Below are 15,465 nucleotides of genomic sequence, written 5' to 3' on the forward strand. Positions count from 1 at the left end.
GGACGCGGCGCCGGCGCCGGCGAGGGTCAGGGCGGCGGTGGCGCCGAGGACGGCCGCGGTACGGACGGCGGTACGGGGGGAGGTCATAGTGTTCTCCTGAGGGTGTGGGGTGGAGTCCGCGGTTGGCGGACAACGGGTCTCAGAATAGGCCAAGAAACTCCTGAGGAAGTGCTGATTAGGTGAAGATGACCGCACCCGCTGGCCTGCATGGCCGGCGGGTGCGGTAGTGGAGTTGCTGGTGTGCCGGATAGGGTTCCTAGCCGAGGTCCCGCAGGGTTTCCAGGCGCTGATGCGCCTGGCCCATGATCCGTTGGATCAGCTCGTCGCAGCTGGGCAGGTCCTCGATCATGCCCACGACCTGACCGGAGGCCAGGACGCCGGCCTCGGTGTTTCCCTCGACCAGTCCGGCCTTGAGCAGCATCGGGGTGTTGGCGGCCATGACGATCTGCTGCCAGGTGCGGTCGGAGGCCTTCTTCATGTTGAGGCCGTCCCTGGCGAGGGCCTGCCACTTCATGCCCGTCATGGACTTGAACTTGTTGGCGTTCTGGACGGCCGCCAGCATCCCCTTGACGGGGCTGCCCGACTCGAGGGCGTTGACTAGGCCAGTGCGCAGGACGCGGTGCGGCATGCCGTCGACACGGGTGGAGACGACGGTGTCCTGCAGTCCCTTCTCCAGGTATTGCTTCTTGACCGCGTCCGGCACGCGGGAGTCGCTGGTGAGCAGGAACCGCGTGCCCATCGCGACGCCGGCGGCTCCGTAGGCGAGCGCGGCCACCAGGCCACGGCCGTCGAAGAACCCTCCACCCGCGATCACGGGGATGGAGGTGTTCCCGGCTCCGCCGAGGGCGTCGATGACACTCGGCAGCAACAGCGTCGTGGCCACCGGTCCGGTGTGTCCGCCGCCCTCGCCGCCCTGGACGATCACCGCGTCGGCGCCCCAGGAGGCCACCTTGACGGCGTGCTTGGCCGCACCGATCGAGGGGACGACGACGAGGCCGTTCTCCTTCAACCTGGCGATCAACTCCGGTTTGGGCGCGAGAGCGAACGACGCGACCCTCACCCCGTGACGGATCATGAGCTCGCACCGCTCGGCGGCGTCCTCGGCGTCGGCGCGGAGGTTGACCCCGAAGGGCTTGGTGGTCAGCTCCTTGGTGCGGACGATGGCGTTCTCGAGCTCCGCGTACGTCATGGTGGCCGAGGCGATGATCCCCAGGCCTCCGGCGTTGGCGGTGGCCGCGGTGAGCTCCGGTCCGGATACCCAGCCCATACCCGTCTGGACGATCGGGTACTCGACTCCGACCAATTCGGTGAAGGCCGTGGTGATGGTGGGGGCGTTCACGCGGCCGGCACCTCACGGTCGCGGAACCCACGCGGGTCGAGGACCTCGCGGATGATGCGGAGTTCCTCGGCGGACGGGTCACGGGTGACGCCGGCCTCGGCCAGCCCCTCGATCTCGAACCCGGTGTTGTCCGCGACCTCGTCCGCGGTCACGCCCGGGTGGAGGCTCACCGCGCGCATGCCGCGGTCGGCGCCGCCGAAGTCGAAGACGCCCAGGTTGGAGACAACGCGGTGGAGGTGGTGGTAGCGGAATGCGGGGTCGCCCTCGTCGTACCGGTCGTAGCCCACGCCGCAGATGATGTCGACCTTCTCGGTGAAGACGCGGGTGGAGTGCTTGCCCACCCAGTAGCTGGTGGCGTGGTTTATTGAGTTGCCGGGCGCCCCGCGCAGGCCGAACATCTGGCGGGCGGGCTTCTGGACGTCGTCGCCGAAGGCCGAGAGGTTCTGGTTGCCGAACCTGTCGATCTGGTTGGCCCCCATCACGACGTGGCGGGTGCCGGCCTGGAGGACGTCGAACACGCGGGGGAACGGGATGTACCCCTCGAAGTCGATGACCTTGCCCAGCGGAGGGGTCTGGGCGAGGAAGCGGTACTCGCCGTCGGTGATGAGCAGGTCCGGCTCGGTGGTCAGGCGCGCGAGGCGGGCGCCGATGGTGGCCATGGGCGTCATGGGGGAGGCGAAGATCTCGCCGGCGCCGGCGAAGATCTCCGCGCACGCCACCGCGCAGTACTCGGCCCGGCTGACGGACTGGGTGGTGGTGTCGGTCATCACTTGGCTCCCTTGTCTGCAGCGGCGGCCTTGTCGGCGGCGGCCTTCTCCGCGAACGCGGTGACCGCCTTCTGGTAGTCCTCCTCGGACCCGGACAGGAACTCGGAGACGAAGGCCGCCCACGACGCGTCGTCCTTGGCCGAGGAGGCGTAGTGCCGCTGGAAGGCCTCGTCACGGCCGTAACCGCCGGCAAAGGTGAAGTGTGCGCCGTTCGGCGCCTCGGAGACGGTGTCGACGAACATCCGGCTCAGCAGCATGCGCTGCGGGCCCACCTCGTTCATCAGGGCGTCCGCCGACTCCACGACCTCGTCGACCTCGAGCAGGACCGTGTCGGCGGCCATCGCGTAGAGGTCGTCGAAGTAGCCGTCGACGCCGGTGTACGCGGCGTTGCCGTGCTTGTCGGACTTGTCCAGGTGGATCAGGGCGGCGTCCATGCGCAGGGCCGGCATCGCCACCAGCGTCTCGGTCTCGCCGCCCACCGGGTACGGCGAGTCGACGGTCTTGAGCTCGTCGCCCCAGAACCGGAACACGTCCGAACCGAGACCGGCGCGCGTTGGGAGGAACGGCAGGCGGTGCGCCGCGGCGGTGAGGCCGGCGCGGACCATGCCCTCGTCCATCTCGCGGGAGATGATCGATCCCTCGGTGCGGCGGCGTGCGAACCACGGGTCGTAGAACGGCGCGGAGTCCAGTGAGACGAAGCCGTAGTAGGCCTTGGAGACCTTCCCGGCCGAGCACAGCAGCCCCAGGTCCGGGCCGCCGAAGGTGACGACCGTGAGGTCGGTCAGGTCCTCGCGGCGCAGGATCGCGCGGATGAGCGCCATCGGCTTGCGCCGCGAACCCCAACCGCCGATGCCGATGGTCATGCCGCTGGAGAGGCGTCCCACGGCCTCGTCGAGACTGGTGCGCTTGTCGCGCGGGGTGGGGGTCGTCGTCACTTGTTCTCGCCCGTCCTCTCGGATCTGTTGTCTCGTCTGTCCAGGTTCCGGCCCGTCTTGACGAACTCATCCCGGTGCTCGTCGGCCACGCCGGCGAGGTTGAGCTCGAAGGTGAAGCCCTGCTCCATGCGGTACGAGGTCTTCACGTCGACCGGGTCGATGTGGTTGATGGCTTCCTTCGCCGCGCGGATCACCCGGGTGTCCTTGGCCGCGATCGTCTCCGCGAGGTCACGCGCCGCGGCGTCCAGCCGGTCACGGGGCACCACCTCGTACACCGTCCCCCACGAGTGGAGCTGCTGGGCGGTGACGGTGCGCGACGTGAAATACAGGGTGCGCATCATGTGCGCGGGGACCATGCGCGCGAGGTGCGTGGCGGCGCCGAGCGCCCCCCGGTCCACCTCGGGCAGCCCGAACACCGCGTCGTCGGAGGCGACGATGCAGTCCGCGTTCCCCACGAGTCCGATGCCGCCGCCGACGCAGAACCCGTTCACGGCGGCGATCACGGGGACCGCGCACTCGTAGACGGCGTTAAAGGCCACATAGCACCCGCGGTTGGCGGCGAGGAGATGGTCGAAGCCCTCGAAGTCCTGCATTTCCTTGATGTCGACACCCGCGTTGAACCCCCGGCCCTCGGCCCGGAGGATCACCACGTGGACCTCCGGGTCGCGCCCGGCGGCGAGGATCTGCTCGCCGAGTTCGAACCATCCCGCGGACGGGATGGCGTTGACGGGGGGAAAGTCGACGGTGACGGTCGCGATGCCGTCTGCTCCTTTGTCGACACTGATGCCCATGGTGCTCCCTTCGCACGCCGCCGCTGCGCTTCAGCGGTCGGGTGACTAACCAAACGCTTGCTTGGTAGGCTAGCACGCATGTCGAACATCGATCTGGGTCTGGCGGGCACTGTCGTCCTCGTCACGGGCGGCGTCCGTGGCGTCGGCGCGGGGATCAGCAGGGTCTTCCGCGAAGCCGGTGCCGTCGTCGTCACCTGCGCGCGTCGTCCCGCCGACGACGGGTCCGACGTGGCGGATCTCGAGTTCCACTCCGTCGACCTCCGGGACCCCGACGCGGTCCGTGCGATGGTCGACCGGATCGTGGACCGACACGGCCGGCTGGACGTGGTGGTCAACAACGCCGGCGGTGCGCCGTTCGCCCTGGCGGCCGACGCCAGCGCCAACTTCCACTCCAAGATCATCGCGTTGAACCTGCTGTCCGCGCTCACGGTGGCGCAGGAGGCGAACCGGGTGATGCAACCGACCGGCGGGGCGATCGTCAACATCTCGTCGGTCTCCGGCCACCGGCCCTCGCCCGGGACCGCCTCGTACGGCGCGGCCAAGGCCGGCATCGACTCGCTCACGCAGTCCCTCGCCGTCGAATGGGCGCCCGCCGTGCGGATCAACTCTGTGGTGGTGGGCCCGGTCAAGACCGAGCTCGCCGAGATGCACTACGGGGACTCCGAGGGCGTGGCCGCGGTCGACGCCACCATCCCCATGGGTCGGATGGCGGACCCGCGGGACGTGGGCCAGGCGGCCGCGTTCCTGGCCTCACCGTTGGCGGCCTACATCACGGGCGCCGAACTCCTGGTCCACGGTGGCGGCGAGAAGCCGGCGTTCCTCTCGGCTGCCAACGCCAACACCAGTTCCTGACATCACCGAACAACTATCCAAGGAGAACCATGGGAATCTGCGACGGACGCGTCGTCATCGTCACCGGTGCGGGCCGCGGCATCGGCCGGGAGCACGCCCTGGCCTTCGCGGCCGAGGGAGCCAAGGTCGTGGTCAACGACCTGGGCGCTGGGCTCGACGGCTCGGACGTGGGGGAGTCCCCGGCGGAGCAGGTCGTGGCCGAGATCAAGGCTGCCGGCGGCGACGCCGTGGTCAACGGCAACGACATCTCCTCGTGGGAAGGTGCACGTGAACTCGTCCAGCAGGCGATCGACCACTTCGGGGGACTCGACGTGTTGGTCAACAACGCCGGTTTCCTCCGCGACAAGATGCTCGTCGGCATGGGGGAGCAGGACTGGGACAACGTGATCACCGTCCATCTCAAGGGCCACTTCGCTCCGTTGCGGCACGCCGCCGAGTACTGGCGCGCCGAGTCGAAGGCCGGCCGCCCCCGCCAGGCCCGGGTCATCAACACCTCGTCGGGAGCCGGACTCTTCGGTTCGGTGGGGCAGGGCAACTACGCCACGGCGAAGGCCGGCATCGCGCTGCTGACTGTCCAGACCGCCGCGGAGATGAAGGGCTACGGCGTCACCGCCAACGCCATCGCTCCCGCCGCACGGACCCGCATGACCACCTCCGCTGGAGAGGGCATGGCCTCGCAGATGGCCGCGCCCGAGGACGGCTCATTCGACGCCATGGACCCTGCCAACGTCTCGCCGCTGGTCGTGTGGCTCGGGTCGGCGGAGTCGGCCGAGGTCACCGGCCGCGTGTTCGAGGTCGAGGGCGGAAAGGTCACCGTGTGCGACGGATGGCAGCGCGCTGCGTCCGAGGACAAGGGTGCAAAGTGGGACCCGGCAGAGCTCGGATCGGTGGTCCCGCGACTGCTCTCCGAGTCCCCGGCGCCGGTACCCGTGTACGGCGCTCGCTGACCTACCCGCTCTGATCCGCGCCCGCCTGAGCTGCGAGGAGGAGCCCCGCACCGTGATGGTGCGGGGCTCCTTCTCTGATGCCCGGCTCAGCGCCCGGCATCAGGTGACTCAGTTCTCGGGATCCGGGCAGTCCTGCGCGTGAACCGATCCGGCGCCCGCGAGCTGGTCGACCTGCTCCTGGGGCAGGTCGCAGATGGTGGGCAGCGGCGGCAGGCCAGGCATCGGCGGCAGGCCGGGGAGTGCCACGCCTCCGTTGATCGCGGCGCCCGCGAGGACGAGCGTGCCGCCCAGGGACAGGACCGGAAGCAGTGCGATTCCCGAACCGCTCTCGCCGCCCAGGCTCGCCGCGGCCTCCAGGGAGCTGAGCGCACCCATCTCCGATCCGAGGTTGGTCGAGAACGTGCCCTGGACGGAGCCGTTCTCCAGCGAACCGGTCAGCGCGGTGAGCGAGCCGTTGACCTCGGTGAGCTCACCGAAGGAACCGGTCAGCACGTCGGCGCTACCACCGGTGGAGCCGGTGATCAGGTCCGAACTCTGGCCCGTGGAGCCACTGTTGCCCGAGAGGGATCCGGAGACCTCCTCGAGGGAGCCGGACAGCGCGGGCAGGATCCCGCCCTCGGCGATCGACCCGATGATCGGGTCGGCGGAGTTGCTCTCCACCGAGCCGGCGAGCTGGTTGGCGGACCCGTTGGTCAGCGACCCGGCGAGCCCCTCGCCGACGAGTTCGGCGGAGCCGCCGATGCCCTCGGTCGAACCGTCCGGGAAGTTGGCGGACAGCGGCGGGAGTTCCGCGGACCCGCCGAGGAAGTTGAGCTCGGTCGACAGCGGGGTCATCCCCAGCGAACCCATGCCCTCGGACCCGGTGAGGGGCGCGAGATCGGACGAGGTGAACTCCGCGGAACCGCCGAGGAGATCGAGCTCCGTGGACAACGGCGTCATGCCGAGGGATCCGACCTCGGTCGAACCGAACTCGGCGGAGCCTCCGAGGAGATCCGTGGACAGCGGCGTCATGCCTGCCGATCCCACGTCCCCCGAACCCACCAGAAGTTCGGTGGACAGCGGGGCCATGCCGGCGGAGCCGACCTCGGTGGAGCCGAACTCGGCGGAGCCACCGAGCAGGTCGGTGGACAGCGGCGGGAGCTCGGACGAGGCGGGAAGCTCCGCCGATCCGCCGAGTAGGTCGCTGGACAGGGGCATCATGCCGAGGGAGCCGACATCGGTCGAGCCGAACTCAGCGGAACCCCCGAGGAGGTCTGTGGAGAGCGGAGCCATGTCCGTGGAGCCGATTTCCGACGAGCCGCCGAGCAGGTCCGAGCTGGCCGGCAAGGCAGACGACCCACCGAGAGGATCGGAGCTGAGAGCGGGCAGCTCGGAGGAACCGCCGAGGGGATCCGAGCTGAAGGCGGGAAGGTCAGAGGACAGCCCAGCCGAGCTGGGGAAATCCGAGGAGCCGGGGAACGATGCGGAGCCCTCGAGCGGGCTCAAGCCTGACGATCCCCCGGCGAGGTCACCGGCGGAACCGGTAAACGGGTCGAGGAGGTCGCCGATAATCCCGAAATCCGGGAGGGCGCTCTGGGCGCTGGCAGTACCGGTTGCACCGGAGATGGCGAGCGCCGCGGTCGCAGCGACGGCTGCGGCCTTTGTTGACTTGTTCACGGAAGAAGTCCTCTCAATGGTGGTGGTCCTGTCGGGACCGCGTCTATCTGGTGCTCGCCGGACCGGCTGCTTCACCTAGATGAGAATCCTCTAAGGCTGAGTGGGTGTCAACGGTTTGCTCAGGAAGTGGTACGCAAGTGGCCAATGAGGTGATATGGGGTTGATAAACACTCGTCAACACCTGTGCACGGGGTAAACGAACCCCCAGAACGACGCGATCGCGGACGCGGGGCGCCCGGCTGAACCGCAGCGGCCGGGTGGGATCCCGTGCAGACGACAGCGGCCGGGACCTCTCGCGTGGAGAGGCCCCGGCCGGGGTAGGGGTGCCGGCGTCAGCCGAGCGGTTCGCAGATCACCACCGGGATGACTCTGCTCGTGTTGGCCTGGTACGAGGCGAAGTCCGAGTAGCGCTCGACGAGTCGGGGCCAGAGTTCGGCACGCTCCTCCGCGGTCGCCTCCCTCGCCGTCATCGCTCGGGTCCTTCGTCCGACCTGGATCGTGACCTCGGGGTTCACCAGGACGTTCCTGTACCACTGCGGGTGCTTGGGCAGGCCCCCCTGTGAGGCGACCAGCAGGACCCGGTCGCCGTCCGGGAGGTGGAGCAGCGGCACCGTGCGCGGTTCGCCGGACTTGCGGCCCGTCGTGGTCACCAGGCAGACCGGAACAGGTGCCTTCAGCGCCGATCCCACCCGCCAGTTGCCGCCGATCCGGCCGCCGGAGACGCGGTACGTCCAGGTGTTGACGCGGGACATCACCTTGATGATGCCGAGGACCCACGGCTTGGAGCGCCGGGGGTCGTCCACGCCGGTCTCCACCCCGGGGTGGCTCTCGCTCACTTCGACCCCGGCAGCGGCGCGCGGACGATCACGTGCTTGCCCGGGAAGAACGCCGCCAACTCGCGCCGGCTCTCCTTCAGCGCCGCCAGACCGAAGCCCTTCTTGCGCTCCTCGGGGTGGATCCAGATGGCGACGTCGACATCGCCGTCGTCGATCTGCTCGCCGAACACCAGGCCCACCGACTGGCCGCGAGAGGTGTCCACGGCGACGAACCACATGGCCGACTCGGCCTCCACGCGCCGCAGTCCCTCACGCAGTTCGGCCTCGGTCTTCTGTTCGTCCCACGCGCCGCCGGTCGCGGAGGTCTCGTCCGAGGACCGGGAGTGGAAGAGGGACTTGTGGTCCTCCGAGTCGCGGAACGGGTGAAGAGTGAACCCGCCCTGTCCCGCCCGGTCGGATGCGCCGCCCGACTGGCCCAGCAGGTTCTCCAGCGGTGCCCTGAGGACTGATTCGGCCTCGTCGGAAGGAATGGAGAGGAGGTCGGCCAGGGCCGTCGCGGCGTCCTGCCTCGTCTCCGCCGATGCGAGGGCGGCGAAGACCTCGCTCCTGCGGGCTGCGGCTGTCTCGATGGCGTTGCTGCTCATGTCAGATCCTCTCGATGATGCTCGCCGAGGCCTGGGCGCCGCCCGCGCACATCGTGATGAGGGCGCGGTCGCCGTCCGTGCGCTCGAGCTCGTGCAGGGCGGTCGTGATGAGCCTAGCCCCGGTGCTGCCGACGGGATGTCCGATCGCGATGGCGCCGCCGTTGACGTTGACCTTGTCCATGTCCGGCCCGTGGACCTGCGCCCAGCTGAGCAGGACGGAGGCGAAGGCCTCGTTGCACTCGAAGAGGTCGAAGTCGGAGATGGACATCCCCGACCGGTCGAGCACGCGCTGGGTGGCCTGGACGGGGCCGTCAAGGTGGAACTCGGGCTCGCCGCCGACGAGTGCCTGGTGGACGATCCGCGCGCGGGGGCGGAGTCCGTGTGCCTTGGCGACGTCCTCGTCCATGAGCAGGACCGCGGCCGAACCGTCGGACATCTGACTGGAGGTGCCGGCGGTGTGCAGGCCACCCTCCAGCACCGGCTTGAGGCCGGCGAGCGCCTCCGCGGTGGTCTCGCGCAGGCCCTGGTCCCGGGTGACGGACACCGTGCCGCCGGTGTACGTGCCGTCCTTGAGGCGCTCGGGTGCGTCGACGGCGAATGTCTCGCGGTCGAACCGTCCCTCGTCCCATGCCCGCTTGGCGTTGGCCTGGGAACGCACGCCGAGCTCCTCGAGTTGCTCGCGGGTGATCCCCCGACGTGCGGCGATACGGTCCGCGGCGGTGAACTGGTCGGGCAGGTCGATCTCCCAGTCATCGGGCCGCGGCATGCCGTTCTCCCCGTTGCCGACCGCCGCGCGCAGGGCGATCCAGCTCATCGACTCGACCCCGCAGGCGATCCCCACGTCCATGGCTCCGGCGTGGATGAGGTTGGCGATGAAGTGGTTGGCCTGCTGGGCGGACGAGCACTGGCAGTCGATGGTCGTGCACGCGGTTTGCCACGGCAGCCCGGAGGCGAGCCACGCGCCGCGGGTGACGTTGTTGCCCTGGGCGCCGGCCTGGGTGACGCACCCGCCCACGACCTGCTCGACCAGCGACGCGTCGATCCCGGCGCGACGGATGACCTCCTTCTGGGAGGCGCCCAGCAGGTGCGCGGGGTGCAGGCCCGACAGCGCGCCGCGAGCCTTGCCGATCGGGGTGCGAACGGCCTCGACGATGACGGGATTGCCCATGGTGGTCCTTCCGGGTGACCGGGCCCGATGAAACAGGGACCCAGGGGGAACGTGTTCTAGTATGGTGGGTGGAACGTGTTCTAGATTACCGCTCGGGCCCCGGGTTCGCAGTATCCCGGGGTCGTCGGTCGACGAGCACGAGACGCATCCGACGCGGTCAAGGAGTACCAGTGCAGGCAGTCACCATCCCCGAGGGTTTCGACTTCACGGACCCGGAGCTCTACGAGAAGCGGCTCCCGCATCCGGAGTGGGCGCACCTCCGGCGCACCGAGCCGATCCGGTGGTGCTCCAACGAGCCCGGAGCCGACGGCTTCGACGACCACGGGTACTGGGTCGTCACCAAGCACGAGGACGTCAAGGAGATCTCGCGTCGCACCAACGAGGTGTTCTCCACTTTTGAGAACACTGCGATCCCGCGCTTCGCACCGGGTACCGAGCGGGAGATCGTCGAGCTGACCCGCCTTCTGTTCATCAACCAGGACGGCGAGGAGCACAAGAAGTACCGGCGCACCATCTCCAAGGGCTTCACCCCGCGCAACATCGAGAAGCTGCGCGAGCACCTGGCCGAGAAGGCCCGCGTCATCGTGGAGACGGCGGCCGCCAAGGGCAGCGGCGACTTCATCACCGAGGTCGCCTCCGAGCTGCCATTGCAGGCGATCGCCGAGCTCATCGGAATCCCCCTCGAGGACCGGCACCAGATCTTCGAGTGGTCCAACCAGATGACGAGCTACGACGTGCCCGGCAAGGTCGAGGAGTCGCAGATGGCCAACGCCATGGTCCTGTCGTACGCGCAGGAACTCGCGGCCAAGCGTGAGGTCGACCCCCGCGACGACCTGGTTACTAAGCTCATCCAGGCCGACATCGACGGCGAGAGGCTCACCGCCGACGAGTTCGGCTGGTTCGTGGTCCTGCTGGCCGTCGCCGGCAACGAGACCACCCGCAACGCCACCACGCACGGGATGATCGCCTTCCTCGACAACCCCGACCAGTGGGAGCTGTTCAAGGCCGAGCGTCCCGCGACCGCCTACGACGAGATCCTCCGCTGGGCCTCGCCGATCACCTCGTTCCAGCGCACCGCCACCGAGGACGTCGAGATCGGGGGCGTGACCATGAAGAAGGGCGACCGCGCCGCGATCATGTACGGTTCGGCGAACTTCGACGAGGACGTCTTCTCCGACCCCTTCTCGTTCAACATCCTCCGCGACCCCAACCCGCATCTGAGCTTCGGCGGGAACGGCCCGCACTACTGCATCGGGGCGAACCTGGCCAGGCTGCAGATCGAGCTGATCTTCAACGCCATCGCGGACCACCTCCCCAACCTGGAGGCCCTCGGCGAGCCGTCCCGCATCCGTTCGGGGTGGCTCAACGGCATCACCGAGTGGTCGGTCGACTACAAGTGCCCGGTCATGCGCTGATCTGAGTCCGGTACGACGCCCGGCCCACGGCCCCGACCCCGCCTTCTCGCCAGGCCGGGTCGGGGCCGTCGGTTCTCTCGGGGCGGGCCTCGTCGTCGTCTCCCTGAATGGCTCCACCGATTCGGTCGAATCCCATCGGGCGAAGGCGGGAAGAGGGAAGGTAAAAAACATGCTCGACCACCGCTACGTCGATCGAGACGGCGTTCGTCTTCACTACGTCATCGCAGAGCCCGACCCCGCGTCGGCGGACGGTCACCCCGCGCCCGCGGACGGTCACCCCGCGTCGGCGGACGGCCCCCTGGGCACAGTGGTCCTCATCCACGGCTTCCCCCACTTCTGGTTCACCTGGCACCGCATGATCCCCGTCCTCGCCGCCGCCGGGTGGCGGGTCATCGCGCCCGACCTGCGCGGCATGGGGCGTTCGGACGCGCCCGCCGACGTCGAGGCGTACTCGCCGCGTGAGGTGGTCGATGACGTCCTGGCGGTATGCGGCGCCGAGGGCGCGGAGCGCGTCGTACTGGTGGGCTTCGATTTCGGGGCGGGCGTTGCGTACGACACCTGCCATCTGGAACCGGGACGGGTGCGCGCGGTGATCGGGATGGAGAACCCGTTCATGGGAACCGCAGGGTCGGTTCCGCCGCTGGAGGGCTCGGCGATGATGGCCGAGAAGCACTTCCTGCACCTCAACTACCTCACGCAGCCGGGAGTGGCGGAGGCCGATCTCGCCGGTCGCGAGCGCGAATTCCTCACCCGGGTCTTCTACGCGCTGTCCGCCGAGTACCACTACCTCGACGTCTGGCAGCATCCCCCGGGGTCGACCTATCTCGAGGCGCTGCCCGAGGCGCCGCCGCTGCCGTGGAGCTGGTTCACCGTCGAGGAGATGGACGTCTACGAGGCCGAGTACGCGCGCACGGGGTTCGCGGGGCCGCTGCAGTGGTACCGGGCGATGGACGTGTCGTGGTTCGCTCGCAAGAAATTCGAGCGGCAGACCAACCCCGTGCCGTTCTACTTCCTCTACTCCGAGCACGACCCGGACCTCGAGGGATTCCACGGCCGGGATCCGCTCTCCAAGCTCGGGCGCCATCACGACGATGTGCGGATGGTGCGTGCGATCTCCTCACCGGCGGGACATCTCATGCACCTGGAGGCCACGGAGGATACCCACCGGGAGATCCTCGCCTGCCTGGCGGACATTTCGTCTAGTTCGGTCGACGTCTCCCAGCGTTGAGTCGACACCTCGACGCCCACCGCGGCCGCTGACGCATCTCCTGTCGACCAGACTGGGCGCGTGCGTCGCGATCTGAGCGAGTGATCGAAGACGGCGCAGAAACCCGGGAACCAATCCGGCTGCTGAGGTCTGCTGAGGGTGCGTCAGTATCCGAGATGGCGGCGGCTGCGCTGGAGGGCGGCTCTGATGTGCCGGATCACGATCCCCTGTGTCATTCCGGTGGCGACCCTGACGACCTGCCAGCCCATGTCCGTGAGGATCGCTGTCACCTGCAGATCGTAGGTCCACTGCTCCTCGCGGCCATGATGGCGCCCGTCATAGAAGATCGCGACCATCTCGCGTTCGTATCCGAGATCCGCGGTGGCCACTTTCTGCTGGTACTCGTTGTAGATCTCCAACTGGCTGGTCGGAGTGGGCAGATCGGACCGCGCGACGGACAATCGGAGCAGGCTCTCCTGGGGCGATTGCGCGAGAGGGTCACACAGGCGAAGAAGCGTCGTGGCCGCCTTGACGCAATGCTGGCCCACCATCCGACCTGCTGCTGCCGCGACGTCGTCCAGGCTGATGCCGCTGGAGTTGCAGACCGAGTCCACGGCGCAGACCTTCTCGTCTGCTCCCCGTGTCCACCGTGCGATGTCTACCGCGGCTCTCGCTGCGCTCGTTGTCCGGATTCCGGCGAAGCGGCGGAGATCGGCCTCGGGGACCGCGCGCGATGTCCGGCGCACCCGGATGCCCGGTGTGGCCCGGAGCGGACGCGGTGAGTGGACATCGATGACACGCGCGCATTCTCGGGGCGAGTACCACTTCTCGCCGTGCAGGTGAGCAACCGCCCAGCCAGCGAGCACCGCGTCCGCAGGCGCCCACAATGCTGCGGCGTCAATGCGGTCGGCGACGGTGGGTCGGGCGTAGCTCGCGATGTACACCCCGGGGTGCAGTGCTGTGAACCTCGTCGCCAACCCGTGCCGGCTGAGGACTCCGCGGTCGAGTGCATCTCTCGCCGCGAAGGGACGGCCCGCGCGGACAGCCGCGGCGAGCGCATCGCGGTCGAGGGGGCCTGGGAGTTGCCGAGTCGTCGGGTTGTTCCGGTGCATGCGCTCGATGGTCGTCGAGGCGTGGCCTCATGCGATGCTCCGACTGAGCTCGTGTGGATGGAATAGACGACGATCCACAGGGTCCACATCCCCCGCGGGGCCGCGATGCGGGAGTTTGGTCGACGCCACTCGCGCGAGGGAGCCTCATCGTCTGCGCTGCGTCGACGAATCGCTGCGTAGCGTCGACTAAGAGATGGGGGCGGGGAGTGCGACGGGGGCGACGACGACGAGGGCCGCCGTCGCCCGAGGAGGCCGTCAGTGGCTCAGGAACCGAGGCCGTACTTCTCGCCGAAGGCGGCGATGGACTCGAGCTTCTGCTCGGTGGAGCAGTCGAACCCGTGGCCGTCGACCATCCAGGGCATCACGATGATGTCGGTGACCCCGGCCTCCGCCAACTCCGTGAAGCCCCGGGTGCCGAAGCGGTCGAGGCAGACCACCTGGATGGCGAAGGGCTTGCCGTCGCCGCGGTCGGCCAGCGAACGACCGTCGGCCTCGAGGAGTTCTCCGAGCCGCCCGACGGTGGTGACGATCTCGTCGTACCCCATCATGGCGCTGGTCCATCCCTGGCCCACGCGTGCGGCCCGCTTGAGCGCGATCTCGGTGTGCCCGCCCACGTAGAACGGCACCTGCTCGCTCGGGGCGGGGGTGAAGATCAGCTCGTCGAAGTCGAAGTGCTGGCCGTGGAAGTCCATCCACTCACCCCGCAGCGCCTGGCGCATGATCGCCAGCGACTCGTCCGTGCGCTTGCCACGCCCCTTGAACGGCGCGCCGCACCACTCGAACTCGTTGGGATCCCAGCCGATGCCCACGCCGAGGTCCAACCGGTTCCCGGTGAGCAGCGCCACCGACGCGACCTGCCTGGTGAGCAGCAGTGGATTGCGCGGACCGACCTTGAGCACCTGCGGACAGAAGCGGATGGTCGAGGTGGCCCCACCCATGGCGGCGGAGGCGATGAGCGGCTCGACCCACTGGGTGCTGGCGTCCCACATGCGCGAACCGTCGGGGGTGTACGGGTAGTCCTTGTCCTGGCGCCGCGGGTGGAACAGCGAGTCGGGCAGGACGATCCGGTCGAAGCCGGCGGCCTCGGCACCGCGGGCGATGTCGATGATCTGGTCGACGGGGGAGAAGGAGATGGGGACGGAGAACTCGGCGTCCACTACGCGGCTCATGGTCACTGGCCCTTTCCGGCGGCGCCGGCGATGGCAGCCCTGTCGTCGTCGGTGAGCGGCCGCAGTCCCGAGGACATGGCCACGTCCTGCTCCCAGAAGGCGCGAAGGGAGACCAGACGGCCGTCGGAGTCGACCCGGTAGTCCACGGCGATGTCGATTTCCATGACGTTCTCGCCCATGTGGGTGCGCATGGTGCCGATGCAGAGCAGTTCGTCGCCCACGGCGATCCCGCGATCGAAGCGGAACTCGATGTGGTCCGGTGTGGCCACGGCTTTCTCCCAGAACTCCAGGAGCCGCTGCGTGCCGGTGTGGCCGATGCCCTCGGCGTCGAACATCGACGGTCCCACGGGATCCTCGATGGTGCCCTCGGGGGACCATCCGGCGATCCAGGCGTCGCGGTCGCCGGCGTTGGTCGCGGCCCACGAGCGGCGCGCGGCGGCGTAGGCGGGGCTGGCCAGGGCGGCGTCGCTCATCTCGAGCGGCCGGTACTGGCCGGTCTCATCCAGGTAGGGGTTGCTCATTCCTTGCGCTCCGTTCCGACAACCCACATCGAGAAGTACTGGGACCCGCCGCCGTAGGCGTGGCCGAGGGCCTTGCGTGCTCCCGGGACCTGGTGCTCGTCAGCGCGGCCCATGACCTGCCGTGCGGCCTCGGCGAAGCGCAGCATCCCGGAGGCGCCGATCGGAA

Annotated in this window: 15 protein-coding genes and 1 pseudogene; 4 read left to right on the forward strand and 12 right to left on the reverse strand. The window is 68.9% G+C overall.

The window, feature by feature from the left end; translation table 11 throughout:
* Positions 1–256: 256 nt before the first annotated feature.
* From G6027_RS02765 to G6027_RS02780, 4 genes are read right to left on the reverse strand one after another with little or no spacing between them, the layout of a single operon-like run.
* The gene (locus tag G6027_RS02765; RefSeq protein ID WP_182635206.1) at positions 257–1,339 is read right to left on the reverse strand and encodes a nitronate monooxygenase; all 1,083 of its coding nucleotides are present in this window, start codon (positions 1,337–1,339) and stop codon (positions 257–259) included.
* Positions 1,336–2,106 carry a CoA-transferase gene (locus G6027_RS02770; RefSeq protein WP_182635207.1) on the reverse strand — a complete coding sequence of 257 codons (771 nt, stop codon included), beginning with the start codon at positions 2,104–2,106 and terminating at the stop codon, positions 1,336–1,338. Before G6027_RS02770 ends, G6027_RS02765 begins: the two co-directional genes overlap by 4 nt.
* Positions 2,106–3,041, reverse strand: coding sequence for a CoA transferase subunit A (locus G6027_RS02775; protein WP_182635209.1), 936 nt, complete (start codon positions 3,039–3,041; stop codon positions 2,106–2,108). Before G6027_RS02775 ends, G6027_RS02770 begins: the two co-directional genes overlap by 1 nt.
* Positions 3,038–3,832 (reverse strand): enoyl-CoA hydratase family protein, encoded by a 795-nt coding sequence (locus G6027_RS02780; RefSeq protein ID WP_182635211.1) that lies wholly within the window; start codon positions 3,830–3,832, stop codon positions 3,038–3,040. The genes G6027_RS02775 and G6027_RS02780 overlap by 4 nt, the downstream gene beginning before the upstream one ends.
* A 78-nt stretch (positions 3,833–3,910) precedes the next feature.
* Here G6027_RS02780 and G6027_RS02785 point away from each other — a divergent pair, with 78 nt between their 5' ends.
* Both G6027_RS02785 and G6027_RS02790 read left to right on the forward strand, forming a co-directional pair.
* Entirely contained in the window at positions 3,911–4,684 is a 774-nt protein-coding gene (locus G6027_RS02785; RefSeq protein WP_182635212.1) for an SDR family oxidoreductase, read from the forward strand.
* A 29-nt stretch (positions 4,685–4,713) separates the two neighbouring features.
* On the forward strand, positions 4,714–5,631 hold the full coding sequence (locus tag G6027_RS02790; protein WP_182635214.1) for an SDR family oxidoreductase: 918 nt from the start codon (positions 4,714–4,716) through the stop codon (positions 5,629–5,631).
* A 108-nt stretch (positions 5,632–5,739) separates the two neighbouring features.
* On the opposite strand, the gene G6027_RS02795 is transcribed toward G6027_RS02790, so the two are convergent.
* The 4 genes from G6027_RS02795 to G6027_RS02810 form a co-directional block, all read right to left on the reverse strand.
* A complete protein-coding gene (locus G6027_RS02795) occupies positions 5,740–7,287 on the reverse strand; it encodes a hypothetical protein (RefSeq protein WP_182635215.1) in 1,548 nt (515 codons plus the stop codon).
* Between the two features lie 332 nt (positions 7,288–7,619).
* Positions 7,620–8,039: a nitroreductase family deazaflavin-dependent oxidoreductase gene (locus G6027_RS02800; protein ID WP_182635238.1), complete on the reverse strand. Its 420-nt coding sequence runs from the start codon at positions 8,037–8,039 to the stop codon at positions 7,620–7,622.
* Between the two features lie 80 nt (positions 8,040–8,119).
* Positions 8,120–8,707 (reverse strand): GNAT family N-acetyltransferase, encoded by a 588-nt coding sequence (locus tag G6027_RS02805; protein WP_182635217.1) that lies wholly within the window; start codon positions 8,705–8,707, stop codon positions 8,120–8,122.
* A 1-nt stretch (position 8,708) separates the two neighbouring features.
* Entirely contained in the window at positions 8,709–9,875 is a 1,167-nt protein-coding gene (locus G6027_RS02810) for a steroid 3-ketoacyl-CoA thiolase (protein ID WP_182635226.1), read from the reverse strand.
* 170 nt (positions 9,876–10,045) lie between these two features.
* On the opposite strand from G6027_RS02810, the gene G6027_RS02815 reads away from it, so the two are divergent.
* Positions 10,046–11,290, forward strand: a complete 1,245-nt coding sequence (locus G6027_RS02815; protein WP_182635228.1) for a cytochrome P450 — start codon at positions 10,046–10,048, stop codon at positions 11,288–11,290.
* A gap of 169 nt (positions 11,291–11,459) precedes the next feature.
* Complete coding sequence (locus G6027_RS02820; RefSeq protein WP_182635230.1) at positions 11,460–12,518, forward strand: alpha/beta fold hydrolase; 1,059 nt, start codon at positions 11,460–11,462, stop codon at positions 12,516–12,518.
* Positions 12,519–12,661: 143 nt separating this feature from the next.
* Here the strand turns inward: G6027_RS02820 and G6027_RS02825 are convergent, their stop codons facing one another.
* The 4 genes and pseudogenes from G6027_RS02825 to G6027_RS02840 form a co-directional block, all read right to left on the reverse strand.
* Complete coding sequence (locus tag G6027_RS02825) at positions 12,662–13,609, reverse strand: hypothetical protein (protein ID WP_182635232.1); 948 nt, start codon at positions 13,607–13,609, stop codon at positions 12,662–12,664.
* A 263-nt stretch (positions 13,610–13,872) separates the two neighbouring features.
* The gene (locus G6027_RS02830) at positions 13,873–14,778 is read right to left on the reverse strand and encodes a TIGR03619 family F420-dependent LLM class oxidoreductase (RefSeq protein ID WP_182635234.1); all 906 of its coding nucleotides are present in this window, start codon (positions 14,776–14,778) and stop codon (positions 13,873–13,875) included.
* 2 nt (positions 14,779–14,780) lie between these two features.
* Entirely contained in the window at positions 14,781–15,299 is a 519-nt protein-coding gene (locus tag G6027_RS02835) for a nuclear transport factor 2 family protein (protein ID WP_182635236.1), read from the reverse strand.
* Positions 15,296–15,465: pseudogene (locus G6027_RS02840) on the reverse strand (thiolase domain-containing protein); the annotation flags it as partial. The gene G6027_RS02835 and the pseudogene G6027_RS02840, both read right to left, overlap by 4 nt.

The sequence above is a fragment of the Dietzia sp. SLG310A2-38A2 genome (assembly GCF_014145095.1).
Lineage (GTDB): Bacteria > Actinomycetota > Actinomycetes > Mycobacteriales > Mycobacteriaceae > Dietzia.